Annotated in this window: 10 protein-coding genes; 7 read left to right on the top strand and 3 right to left on the bottom strand. The window is 44.4% G+C overall.

Annotated elements, in window-relative coordinates; translation table 11 throughout:
- Nucleotides 1-133 precede the first annotated feature (133 nt).
- Complete coding sequence (locus ACGTNI_RS19380) at nt 134-940, bottom strand: alpha/beta fold hydrolase (protein ID WP_394464189.1); 807 nt, start codon at nt 938-940, stop codon at nt 134-136.
- 295 nt (nt 941-1,235) lie between these two features.
- Here ACGTNI_RS19380 and gatC point away from each other — a divergent pair, with 295 nt between their 5' ends.
- The 5 genes from gatC (at nt 1,236) to rlmD (ending at nt 7,108) form a co-directional block, all read left to right on the top strand.
- The gene (gene gatC, locus ACGTNI_RS19375) at nt 1,236-1,526 is read left to right on the top strand and encodes an Asp-tRNA(Asn)/Glu-tRNA(Gln) amidotransferase subunit GatC (protein ID WP_394464187.1); all 291 of its coding nucleotides are present in this window, start codon (nt 1,236-1,238) and stop codon (nt 1,524-1,526) included.
- A 13-nt stretch (nt 1,527-1,539) separates the two neighbouring features.
- Nucleotides 1,540-3,015: an Asp-tRNA(Asn)/Glu-tRNA(Gln) amidotransferase subunit GatA gene (gene gatA, locus ACGTNI_RS19370; RefSeq protein ID WP_394464186.1), complete on the top strand. Its 1,476-nt coding sequence runs from the start codon at nt 1,540-1,542 to the stop codon at nt 3,013-3,015.
- The gene (gene gatB / locus ACGTNI_RS19365) at nt 3,012-4,442 is read left to right on the top strand and encodes an Asp-tRNA(Asn)/Glu-tRNA(Gln) amidotransferase subunit GatB (RefSeq protein WP_394464185.1); all 1,431 of its coding nucleotides are present in this window, start codon (nt 3,012-3,014) and stop codon (nt 4,440-4,442) included. The genes gatA and gatB overlap by 4 nt, the downstream gene beginning before the upstream one ends.
- A gap of 157 nt (nt 4,443-4,599) precedes the next feature.
- A complete protein-coding gene (locus ACGTNI_RS19360) occupies nt 4,600-5,535 on the top strand; it encodes a diacylglycerol kinase (protein ID WP_394464184.1) in 936 nt (311 codons plus the stop codon).
- Between the two features lie 199 nt (nt 5,536-5,734).
- Entirely contained in the window at nt 5,735-7,108 is a 1,374-nt protein-coding gene (rlmD, locus tag ACGTNI_RS19355) for a 23S rRNA (uracil(1939)-C(5))-methyltransferase RlmD (protein ID WP_394464183.1), read from the top strand.
- 63 nt (nt 7,109-7,171) lie between these two features.
- On the opposite strand, the gene katG is transcribed toward rlmD, so the two are convergent.
- A complete protein-coding gene (gene katG / locus ACGTNI_RS19350) occupies nt 7,172-9,409 on the bottom strand; it encodes a catalase/peroxidase HPI (RefSeq protein WP_394464182.1) in 2,238 nt (745 codons plus the stop codon).
- A 304-nt stretch (nt 9,410-9,713) separates the two neighbouring features.
- On the opposite strand from katG, the gene ACGTNI_RS19345 reads away from it, so the two are divergent.
- A complete protein-coding gene (locus ACGTNI_RS19345) occupies nt 9,714-9,914 on the top strand; it encodes a hypothetical protein (RefSeq protein ID WP_394464180.1) in 201 nt (66 codons plus the stop codon).
- Between the two features lie 188 nt (nt 9,915-10,102).
- Here the strand turns inward: ACGTNI_RS19345 and ACGTNI_RS19340 are convergent, their stop codons facing one another.
- Nucleotides 10,103-11,269 (bottom strand): DUF4317 domain-containing protein, encoded by a 1,167-nt coding sequence (locus ACGTNI_RS19340; RefSeq protein WP_394464179.1) that lies wholly within the window; start codon nt 11,267-11,269, stop codon nt 10,103-10,105.
- A 192-nt stretch (nt 11,270-11,461) separates the two neighbouring features.
- Between ACGTNI_RS19340 and ACGTNI_RS19335 the strand changes: the two genes are divergently transcribed.
- Nucleotides 11,462-11,923, top strand: a complete 462-nt coding sequence (locus ACGTNI_RS19335) for a divergent PAP2 family protein (protein WP_394464190.1) — start codon at nt 11,462-11,464, stop codon at nt 11,921-11,923.
- The last annotated feature ends 140 nt before the right edge of the window (nt 11,924-12,063 follow it).

The raw sequence follows: 12,063 nt of genomic DNA, 5'->3' as shown, positions 1-12,063 counted from the left end.
TTAGGGCTTCGCAGTTTGTATCAAAGATATATTTTCTTACGTCAATCTTAAAGAAACCGCCGTATACGGGTCCGTACGTACGGTGGTGTGAGAGGACGGAGGTTAGTCACCTCCTCCTACTCGATTGAATATTTTACAAAGCGACGGAGTTTTGAACGCGTTTCTTCTGGCGATACTGGTTGATGAAGCTGATGGCTAATTCATTGAACTTGTCCGCCTGTTCAATGTTGCAGACGTGTCCGCATTCCGGAATCTCAGCTAGCTTTGCATGTTCGAGTTGCTTCACCGTCTTTCGCACATCTTTAATGCAAAGGTGATCTTGTGTCCCGGAGATATATAGTTTTGGAACTTTAGCCGCGCGGTGGATTTTTTCTAACGTCTTTTTCGGGTGCCTGGCTACCTTATACCAGGCCAGGAAGTCTTTCCGCTTCATTTTTTTCGCTTCACGGACGAATGCTTCACGTCCGGATTTGTGGTTGGATCTTGGCATCAGAATTTGAGCGAACAATTTATAAAGGGTATGGTAGGGCATGAAGTTCTTAATTGATTCACCAAAAACCAGCAGACCCTTTGATAGTGCGTTCAACCTGACAATCGATCCGCCAAGAACTGTGGATCTGACACGTTCTGGGAAATGAGAAATTAAACTTTGAATCACCATGGACCCTAATGAAATGCCAACAAAATGTGCTTTAGGAATTTTTAAATGGTTCATTAAAGCGATGATCTCTTCGTTTACTGTTTGGAAAGTCATTTTTTCTGAATAAGACGTCGTGCTTGGCGATTTTCCATGACCAGGCAAGTGGATAGAAAGCACATTGAATTGCTTTCGAAATGCCTTGATCTGTTTATAAAATATCCTGGAGTTTCCTCCAATTCCGTGGACAAAAACAACATACTCAGATGTAGAATCATTTGTTTTCAAAACGTAATCTAGCATTGATGAACTCCTTTGTAACAGCACATTAAACATTACCCATACACCATTGGCAGTAAACCAGAGGTGCGGTTGTATGTGCTGGTTATGAAAACAGGTGTACCTTGGGCATTATAGCATGTTTTCAGACTAATTTCCTCCGGTAATGCCTTCCTTCCTATTTAATAGTTTCTGATGAGTCATCCATTGTTTTATGTTAAGATAGGAAAGGTGAAAAAACTTGAACGTTGCTTATTGAATCAATCATTTGGTATCATCTAATATTATGTGAGTACGAAAACTCGATGGAGGGTTAGTTATGTCTAGAATCAGCAAGGAAGAAGTAAAGCACGTAGCCAATCTGGCGCGTCTTGCGATTAGTGAAAAAGAGGCGGACATGTTTACCAAACAGCTGGACGATATCATTACGTATGCTGAACAATTGAATGAGTTGGATACTACTGATGTCGAACCGACGACGCATGTATTAGATTTGAAAAACGTCATGCGTAAGGACGAACCTAGAAAGTGGCTGGAGAAGGAAGATGTTCTGAACAACGCTCCAGATCATAAAGATGGACAATTTAAAGTTCCATCTATATTGGAATAAAGGAGGTACACCAATGTCATTGTTTGATTATACATTAAAAGAGCTTCAAGAGAAGCTACATAATAAAGAAATAAGTGTCACGGAGCTTGTAGAAGAATCCTACCAGCGCATTGAAGCGGTAGATGGCGAAGTAAAAGCTTTTTTGGCATTGAATAAAGAACAAGCATTGAAACAGGCGGAAGAATTAGATGCTGCCCGCGGAACGGATGATACAGGAGCATTGTTCGGTCTTCCGATCGGTGTGAAAGATAATATCGTCACAAACGGATTGCGTACGACATGTGCCAGTCAGTTTTTGGACAACTTTATAAATCCTTTGTATGACGCAACAGTCGTGGAAAAATTAGCGGATGCGAAATCCGTGACGATCGGCAAACTCAACATGGATGAATTCGCTATGGGATCTTCTAATGAAAATTCAAGCTATTATGCAACTCGTAACCCATGGAACACCGACTATGTCCCAGGTGGTTCCAGTGGTGGCTCTGCAGCAGCAGTAGCTGCTGGAGAAGTGTTTTTCTCCCTTGGTTCCGATACAGGGGGGTCCATCCGCCAACCGGCAGCTTTCTGTGGCGTGGTAGGTTTGAAGCCGACATACGGCCGCGTATCCCGTTTCGGACTGGTCGCATTCGCGTCTTCTCTTGACCAGATCGGCCCAGTTACAAGAACGGTAGAAGATAATGCTTACTTGCTTGAAGCCATTTCCGGGCATGACAAAATGGACGCTACTTCTGCTGATGTAGACGTACCAAAATTCACAGAAGCCCTGACTGGCGATGTCAAAGGCTTGAGAATTGCAGTTCCTAAAGAATACCTTAGTGAAGGTGTTTCTGAAGAAGTAAAAGAAGCAGTCATGAGTGCTTTAAGAAAGTACGAAGAGCTTGGAGCTACATGGGAAGAGGTTTCCCTGCCACATTCTAAGTATGCGGTAGCCACCTACTATCTGATCGCTTCCTCGGAAGCGTCTGCTAACCTTGCCCGCTTTGACGGCGTGCGCTATGGTGTCCGTACACAAAATGCGGAATCCATGCTCGATATGTTCAAGCGTTCCCGTTCCGAAGGCTTTGGTGATGAAGTCAAGCGACGTATCATGCTTGGAACATTTGCGTTAAGCTCAGGCTATTATGATGCTTACTATAAAAAAGCACAGCAAGTGCGGACATTGATCAAGAACGATTTTGAAAAAGTATTGGAAGACTACGATGTTATCATCGGACCAACAACGCCGACACCTGCTTTCAAAGTCGGTGAAATCGTAGACGATCCACTTACGATGTATGCCAACGATATCCTGACCATCCCAGTCAACCTGGCAGGTGTACCAGGAATCTCGGTACCATGCGGATTCTCTTCTGATGGTTTGCCAATCGGTCTGCAGATCATCGGCAAACACTTTGATGAAAGTACTGTCTACCGCACCGCACATGCGTTCGAACAGGCGACAGACTTCCACAAACAACGCCCATCCCTTGGAGGTGCGCAGTCATGAATTTTGAAACAATCATAGGTCTTGAAGTACACGTTGAATTAAAAACCAACTCGAAAATATTCAGCCCGTCTCCGAATATGTTCGGGGATGAGCCGAATACGAATGTCAACCCAATCGACCTCGGGTATCCGGGAGTACTTCCGGTATTGAACGAGGAAGCGGTCAACTTCGCAATGAAAGCTGCGATGGCACTAAATTGCGATATCGCTACAGATACGAAATTTGACCGAAAAAACTATTTCTATCCTGACAATCCAAAAGCTTATCAAATTTCCCAGTTCGATCAGCCAATTGGGGAAAATGGCTACATCGATATCGAAGTAGATGGCGTACAGAAGCGTATCGGCATTACTCGTCTTCATTTAGAAGAAGATGCCGGTAAACTGACGCACAGTGATGAAGGGTATTCCCTGGTAGACTATAACCGTCAGGGAACTCCGCTTGTAGAGATCGTATCGGAACCCGATATCCGTTCTCCACAGGAGGCCTACGCGTATCTTGAGAAATTGAAGAATATCATCCAATATACTGGTGTATCGGATTGTAAAATGGAAGAAGGTTCTTTGCGTTGTGACGCCAACCTGTCACTCCGACCTATTGGCCAGGAAGAGTTCGGAACGAAGACAGAGTTGAAGAACTTGAACTCGTTCTCCTTCGTTCAAAAAGGTCTGGAGTTTGAAGAAAAGCGTCAGGCCCAGGTGTTGCTGGCTGGCGGAGAAATTTTGCAGGAGACACGCCGCTACGATGAACAGACAAAAGAAACACTCCTGATGCGTGTCAAAGAAGGCTCGGATGACTACCGTTACTTCCCGGAACCGGATCTCGTGCCACTCTATATTGATGAAGATTGGAAAGAGCGCGTTCGTGCAGAAATTCCTGAGCTCCCAGATGCGCGTAAGAAGCGTTATATTGAAGAACTTGAACTTCCGGAATATGATGCAATGGTGCTGACAAATAACAAAGCGATGTCCGACTTCTTTGAAGAAACAATTGACCATGGCGCAGATGTTAAACAGGCATCCAACTGGCTGATGGGAGAGGTATCTGCTTATTTGAATAAGCAGCAGAAAGAATTCGACGAACTGGCCTTGACGCCTGAGTCACTTGCTAAGATGATCAAACTTCTGGAAGACGGCACAATTTCCTCTAAAATCGCCAAGAAAGTTTTTGCTGAGTTAGTGGAAAAAGGCGGCGATCCAGAAAAGATTGTTAAAGATAAAGGCCTCGTGCAGATTTCTGACGAGGGTCAGCTGACGGAAATCATCACGAAGATCTTAGATGAAAACCAGCAGTCCATCGAGGACTACAAGAATGGGAAAGACCGTGCACTTGGCTTCCTTGTTGGTCAGGTAATGAAAGCAACCAAAGGACAGGCAAACCCGCCGATGGTCAACAAGATCATCCTTGCGGAAATGGAAAAACGGTAAACGATATTTTCAAAAAACACGGCCCTGCAAAAGCACGCAAAGGACTGCGTGCTTTTGTATGTTTGTAAACAGTTTCCATATACTATATTAATGGCGAAATAACAGTAAACAAGCTATGATAGATAATGGTAGAAAGCCTGGATGAGGGGGAGACCTTATGAAACGTGCTCGGATCATTTATAATCCGACCTCCGGAAGGGAAGTATTCAAAAAAGTATTGCCTGACGTGCTGGTACGCTTCGAGCAGGCGGGGTATGAAACATCGGCGCACGCTACGACCTGTGCGGGAGATGCGACAGAAGCAGCTACAATAGCGGTACAGCGTGGTTTTGACATTGTAGTAGCGGCAGGTGGCGATGGCACCATCAATGAAGTGATCAATGGCATAGCGGAACAGGAAAACCGACCGAAACTCGGTATCATTCCTGTTGGCACAACGAATGACTTTGCCCGTGCGTTAAGTGTACCGCGGAATAATATCCATAAAGCAGTCGATGTCATTCTTGATGATCATTATGAAGCTCTCGATATCGGCAGAGTCAACGATCAATACTTTATGAATATCGCCGGTGGAGGAAAACTGACCGAACTTTCTTATGAGGTGCCCAGCAAGCTGAAAACAATGCTGGGTCAGCTTGCCTATTACTTGAAAGGCATCGAGATGCTCCCTTCCCTGAGACCAACTTACGTAGAAATTGAATATGACGGCAAAGAATTCAAAGGGGAAATCATGTTATTCCTCGTCTCTAATACGAATTCAGTCGGCGGCTTTGAGAAGCTGGCTCCCGGTGCGGAAATGAATGACGGTTTGTTCGACTTACTAATCATCAAAAAAATGAATATCGCAGATTTTATTAGAATTGCGTCTATGGCAACTCAGGGTAAGCACTTGAACGACCCACACATCATTTATACGAAGGCAAGCCTGATCAAAGTTCACACAGAAGAGAAAATGCAGTTGAATATCGACGGGGAATTTGGCGGATTATTGCCCGGGAAATTTGTCAACTTGTATCGACATATCGACTTTTTTGTCCCGAAGGGTAAATTTGAGGCGGAAGAGAAGAAGCTGGAAGACATTGATATGAAATAAACTGCTGGAAAAGGGTTGTAGATATAATTATCTGCAGCCTTTTTTCGCTATCCATATCGGCATGTGTTAAACTTTGGGCAAGGAACTTAGGGTTTTTATCGCTTAATTAGGCGTTATTCTCATGAAATTAAGCGTTCAAAATTTAAAGTGGAACGAGCGTATTTATTTAGATAAAACTTAAGAAAAAGGACGATGTTAAATGGCTAAACCAAAGCCGCCAGTACAAAAGAATCAACGGGTGGAACTGACTTTTGAGGATTTGACCCATGAAGGAGACGGTGTAGGGAAAATCGACGGCTACCCGCTGTTTGTCCCTTATGGACTGCCTGGTGAAAAAGCAACAGTGAAAGTGATAAAAGTGAAGAAAAACTTTGGGTTTGGAAAGTTGCTCGATCTTCATGAAAAAAGTCCGGAGCGGGTAGAGCCGCCTTGCAACGTCTTTTTCCAATGTGGCGGATGCCAGATCCAACACATGAGCTACGACATGCAACTCGAAATGAAACAGAAGCAGGTCAAAGACGCGATGCGGAAAATCGGTCACCTTGAGCATGTCCCTGTCCACCCGGTAAAAGGGTTGAAGGATCCATGGCGCTATCGTAACAAGGTGCAGATGCCAGTAGGAGAACGTGACGGCCGACTGGTTGCTGGTTTTTATCAAAAACGGAGCCACAATATCATTGATATGGATACATGTGTCGTTCAGGACGAATCAAATGATCGGATGGTTGAAGCGGTGCGCCGTATCGCCGAGCGATACGGAATCCGAGCCTACGATGAAGAAAACAACCGTGGTGCGTTGCGCCATATCATGGTGCGTACCGGACAGAACACCAAGGATGTTATGGTTGTACTCGTTACCAGAACGGAAAAACTTGAGAACCAGGATGAGATTATAGATGAAATACGTGACGCTTATCCAAGTGTGAAATCCATTGTTCAAAACGTAAACCCAAAACGGACGAATGTCGTATTGGGTGACGATACAAAGGTTCTTTACGGGGAAGAATACATCTACGATACGATTGGCGAAATCAAATTCGCCATATCGCCTAAATCGTTCTATCAGGTCAACCCGACCCAGACAAAAACCCTCTACGATCAAGCATTAGAGTACGCGGCGTTGACAGGGAAAGAACAAGTCATCGATGCTTATTGCGGTATAGGAACCATATCACTTTTCTTAGCTCAAAACGCTAAGAAGGTTTATGGAGTCGAAGTGGTGCCGGAAGCCGTAGCGGACGCCAAAGCAAATGCCAAACTCAACCATATCGATAACGCAGAGTTCTATGTCGGACAGGCAGAGAAAGTGATGCCATGGTGGAAGTCGCAAGGTTTGGATCCAGATGTCATTGTTGTTGACCCGCCACGAAAAGGCTGCGACGATCAATTATTGCAATCCATGCTGGAAATGGAACCGGAGCGTATCGTTTACGTATCGTGTAATCCATCAACCCTGGCGCGTGATTTAAGAATACTGGAAGATGGCGGCTATGAAACAAAAGAAGTTCAGCCGGTCGATATGTTCCCCCAGACATCTCACGTGGAGTGCGTCTCGTGGTTAGAAAAGAAATAAATATGGAACCTAATCAAAAAAGCACCTTACCAGGTATCCTGGTAAGGTGCTTTTCATTATGCATTATATAGACAAGGTAGATTCCTGTTTTCTTTTAAGATCAAAGCGATCAGCGTTCATGACTTTCACCCAGGCAGCTACGAAGTCACGCACAAATTTTGCTTTGTTGTCGTCTTGTGCATAAACTTCTGCCAGAGCCCGAAGTTCTGAATTTGAACCAAAGACGAGATCTACGCGTGTAGCTGTCCGTACGACTTCACCGGTTTTACGGTCGCGTCCTTCGTACAGGTTATAATCTTTTGGTTTCCATTCAATGCCCATATCCAGTAGGTTTACGAAGAAGTCGTTTGTCAGTGTGCCGACTCGATCTGTGAATACGCCATGGTCTGTACCGCCGTGGTTTGTACCAAGAACACGCATCCCGCCGATTAGCACGCTCATTTCAGGTGGAGTGAGGCCGAGCAGCTGGGATTTGTCTACGAGTAATTCTTCCGGACTTAAGGTGTATGCTTTCTTCTCGTAATTACGGAATGCGTCTGCCATTGGTTCTAATACATCAAAGCTTTCCGCATCTGTCATCTCTGCAGCAGCATCTCCGCGTCCTGGGGCGAACGGAACGGTTACATCGACGCCGGCATCTTTGGCAGCTTTTTCTATTGCTGCGCTGCCACCCAGGACAATCAAGTCTGCGATACTGACTTTTTTATCAAGCTGGTTTTGAAGATCTTGATAGACAGATAGCACGTGCTCCAGTTTTTCCGGCTCGTTCACTTCCCAGTCTTTCTGAGGAGCAAGACGGATGCGTGCCCCATTCGCGCCGCCACGCATATCAGAGCCCCGGAATGTGCTTGCTGAAGCCCAGGCAGTTGTAACCAGTTCGCCGATTGTTAATCCAGTATTAACAATTTTCCCTTTCAGCTCGGACACTTCTTCATCTGTCAATACATAATCAACAGCAGGGATAGGATCCTGCCAAATCAAATCCTCTTCTGGAACTTCAGGTCCCAGATATCTTGATTTCGGGCCCATGTCACGGTGAAGCAGCTTGAACCATGCGCGGGAGAAAGCGTCTGCAAATTCATCAGGGTTTTCATAGTAATGCCGTGAAATCTTTTCATAGTCCGGATCCATGCGCAATGCCATATCAGCTGTTGTCATAAAGGTAGGGACTTTGATAGCCGGGTCTTCAGCATCCGGAGCAAGGTCATCTTCCTTCGGATTTACAGGAGCCCACTGATTCGCACCGGCCCGGCTCTTCGTCAGCTCCCATTCATAGTTGAATAGGAGGTCGAAATAGCCGTTGTCCCATTTTGTAGGGTTGGACGTCCATGCACCGTCTACGCCACTGGAAATCGTGTCCCGGCCTTTCCCGCTTCCGTGCGTGCTTTCCCAGCCTAACCCTTGTGCTTCAATATCAGCGGCTTCAGGTGCAGCGCCAACCTTTTCCGGATCACCTGCGCCGTGTGCTTTACCAAATGTATGACCTCCGGCAATCAGGGCAACTGTTTCCTCATCATTCATACCCATACGAGCAAATGTTTCACGAATGTCGCGCGCACTTGCAAGCGGGTCAGGTTCACCGTTAGGTCCTTCAGGATTTACATATATCAAACCCATTTGCACGGCAGCAAGCGGATTTTCAAGCTCACGGTCGCCTGAATAACGGTTGTCAGCCAGCCATTCCTTTTCTGTGCCCCAATAGACGTCTTCTTCTGGATGCCAGATGTCTTCACGTCCTCCACCAAATCCGAAAGTTTTCAAGCCCATATCTTCCAGCGCAACGTTACCAGTTAAAACGAGCAAGTCGGCCCAGGAGATCTTGTTTCCATACTTTTGTTTAATTGGCCATAGCAAGCGTCGTGCTTTATCAAGGTTTACGTTATCCGGCCAGCTGTTAAGCGGGGCAAAGCGCTGATTACCTGTTGCACCGCCGCCGCGTCCGTCGCCAGTACGATATGTTCCGGCAGCATGCCAAGACATACGGATAAAGAGCGGTCCGTAATGACCATAGTCAGCAGGCCACCAGTCCTGGCTGTCTGTCATCATGGCATGTAGGTCCTGCTTTAGTGCATCATAGTCCAGCTTCTGAAATTCTTCTTCATAATTGAATTCTTCTCCCATTGGGTTCGATTTGTTATCATGCTGGCGAAGCATGTGCAAATTCAACTGGTTCGGCCACCAGTCCTTATTGGTCGTCCCAGTCTTGGCGGTAGTGACCGCATTTTCCTCCTCGGTTTTATGGCCGGTTACAGGACACTGCTCAGCACTGGCTTTACTTTCATGCATTTCGTTCTTGTCCATTTACAACTCCCCCTCCTGGATATGTTGATGAGATATTATAACCGTTCTCAAATTATAATTATAATAAAAAAATACCTTAAATGAAAGCGATTTCACAAAAAATTCAGAAATCAAATTTAGACAAAATAATCCATAAGCAGGAGAATGGAATAGGAGATTCAATCAACTAGTATCTCATGAAAATTTCAGTACATGATCCACTAATATCAACTCTCATTATTTAGATTGGGGGGAAAACTCTCGCGCCATTGGTATGATAGCCGGAAGGTTTGTTATGCTAATTTTCAGAAGGGTGGTTGTAAAATTGAAAGCCAATAAAAAGTGGGTTGCTTTACCAAAAGATATAAGAAATAAACTTATTCAAAATGTGTTTTGTCCCCATTGTCTAGATACAGTTACTATAGTGGAATTTGTCATTATTGATGATCCAGCTGGTATACTTTTAGAAGGAAAGTGTAAGAACTGCAGGAATGAGGTTGCTAGAGTGGTTGAAGTGGATGAATGACAATAAGGAAAAGGAAATAGGGAAGGCGCTCAAAAATAGTAAGTATGAAATATCCGGATAAAAGTGTTTAACTGTATTCCAGGAAAGTGAAGACTCAAAAGCTAAACAAAAGGGCATTCTATTCTTTAATTAAGAAGGAATGCCCTTTTATAGTAACTATATTCTTGTTGTTATTTGATTTGCCTAATTCACTCCCCGAAAGCTTCCGGAAGCATTTTGAATCCTTCAATCTCCGCATCTTCTTCTACTTCGATCATGATATATCGTTTCCCCTGACGATTGACCTGTTTGACAAACTGCAAATCCTGGGGACTGATCGCAATGTTAGCTACCTTCGTATTGATTTTAATCGACTTTGACTTATACTTTGGAACAATACTGCTTGCTTTTAGTTCGTAGGCTCCATCATCGGTGATTTTTTGAAAAGCATCTTTTACTTTTTCGGCTTCGACTTGGGCGCCGCTTCGAGTCAGCACCCGTTCGACGTCGTTGTAATCGAGCTTTGGCGTTTCTCCTTCTTCGTGTTCTTCTACGACATTATTAATTTCTCCATAGACAGTAGCCAGGGTGGAAGGGGGAAGCTGATCTCCCACGACATCTCTGATAACTTCTTCAAACACTGCTTTGTCTTCTTTGGCTGTCATGATTTCTTCGCCGTTCAATACTTCTTCGATAAATCGGTAGTCAGGCTCGTTTGCTTTGCCTGCACTATAAAGGATATGGTTCACATCCGCTGAGTTGTCCGTAAAGCAAGGAAAAAGAAATCCTGCCATCGGGGCGTTTAGATCAATGACGGGATCCACCTCAATGTTGTACTTGAATTCCTTTTCAATATAGTCGAATTGCCATTCTCTTTTTGGTTCCTGGGTTTTATTGATACTGCAAAGAATGAATGGATGAGAATAGACGGCATCCCGTTCACTTTCGTCGGCTTCTTCGTTATGTCGCTTCATCGGTTTCATGTATTCAGCGCGGATGAAGGAGATGACAACATCTTTTTCGTAAGGATTGTCCTTAATAACCTTTTCTGTCATCTGCAGCATTTGTGCTTTCCACTCTTCCAGTTCGCTGCTTAGCAGTCCTCTATGTAAAATGAGTTGGGTATTGTTGTCATCATCCCGCTTAAATTTCAGTTCGAACAGTTTTTCATCCAGCTGTCCTGTCAGTACTTTCTTGAAATTGTTCATGAACAGCTCCTGCTGATCTCTATCGAGCATTTCGAACGGCTGGCTCTGATGATGAAAAACTTCCGTCGTTTCTTTCATGATATATACGTTAAAAAGGTCAGAAATCTTTAATAAGTCATTTTCCACTTTGAACTGCCTGCGAATACCGGCAACATCTTTTTTATCCATGTATTTTTCACTCCTAAATTCCATTGGTTATCCCTTGAAACGATTCTTTTATTTTAACATAAGGTACAATTCGCAAGGACAGGCTTTATTTTATTTCACATGCATTTTTGAATAAAACTGACCATTTCGGGTAATGAAAAGTAGAAGAAAGATGATTGCAGATTGGAGGTTTTACTTGTGGAAAATAATAAAATGAATCGGGGCATTTTGACAGCACTGACAGGAATCGGCCTCGCGCAAGGTTTGAAGATTTTGACTCACAAAAAGTTGTCAGGAAAATGGGACTGGAAGCAGGTTGCGACTACAGGCGGTATGCCAAGCTCCCATTCCGCGGGAGTTTCAGCGCTCGCTACCTACATAGCGGCCAATAGAGGATCTCGCCATACGGAAACAGCATTAGCGGTCGTTTTTGGAGTGATCGTCATGTACGATGCCCAGGGTATCCGCCGTCATACAGGGGAGATTGCTAAACTGGTCAATGAGTTAGAAGACAGTTTTGCTACGATATCAAAAGACTTTCCGAGCCTGGAATTCGTGCAAAGGGAAAAGGAATTGAAAGAACTCTTGGGTCACCAGCCATTAGAAGTGTTGGGTGGAGCACTTTTAGGAACAGCATTAGGACTGATTTCTGCAAGATATGAAGATCGAAAATAAATCATTTCCACACAAAAGAGTCTGGGACATAACTAGCCGAAAATAGTAAAAAAAGGGTTCCGATTATCGAATTTTGATGACCGGAACCTTTTTTACTGAGTCAATCTCATAATTGGTTAGACGGTTTCCGTTTCAGGCCG

The sequence above is a fragment of the Thalassobacillus sp. B23F22_16 genome, assembly GCF_043496955.1.
In the GTDB taxonomy this organism is placed as follows: domain Bacteria; phylum Bacillota; class Bacilli; order Bacillales; family Halobacillaceae; genus Thalassobacillus; species Thalassobacillus devorans_A.
The sequence above is the reverse complement of the archived record's forward strand: the minus strand, read 5'-3'. Positions and strand labels throughout refer to the sequence as shown.

Excerpts from the sequence above, each read along its gene's own strand:
- ACGTNI_RS19380 (WP_394464189.1), bottom strand. The coding sequence starts at position 940 with ATGCTAGATTACGTTTTGAAAACAAATGATTCTACATCTGAGTATGTT.
- gatC (WP_394464187.1), top strand. The coding sequence starts at position 1,236 with ATGTCTAGAATCAGCAAGGAAGAAGTAAAGCACGTAGCCAATCTGGCG.
- gatA (WP_394464186.1), top strand. The coding sequence starts at position 1,540 with ATGTCATTGTTTGATTATACATTAAAAGAGCTTCAAGAGAAGCTACAT.
- gatB (WP_394464185.1), top strand. The coding sequence starts at position 3,012 with ATGAATTTTGAAACAATCATAGGTCTTGAAGTACACGTTGAATTAAAA.
- ACGTNI_RS19360 (WP_394464184.1), top strand. The coding sequence starts at position 4,600 with ATGAAACGTGCTCGGATCATTTATAATCCGACCTCCGGAAGGGAAGTA.
- rlmD (WP_394464183.1), top strand. The coding sequence starts at position 5,735 with ATGGCTAAACCAAAGCCGCCAGTACAAAAGAATCAACGGGTGGAACTG.
- katG (WP_394464182.1), bottom strand. The coding sequence starts at position 9,409 with ATGGACAAGAACGAAATGCATGAAAGTAAAGCCAGTGCTGAGCAGTGT.
- ACGTNI_RS19340 (WP_394464179.1), bottom strand. The coding sequence starts at position 11,269 with ATGGATAAAAAAGATGTTGCCGGTATTCGCAGGCAGTTCAAAGTGGAA.
- ACGTNI_RS19335 (WP_394464190.1), top strand. The coding sequence starts at position 11,462 with ATGAATCGGGGCATTTTGACAGCACTGACAGGAATCGGCCTCGCGCAA.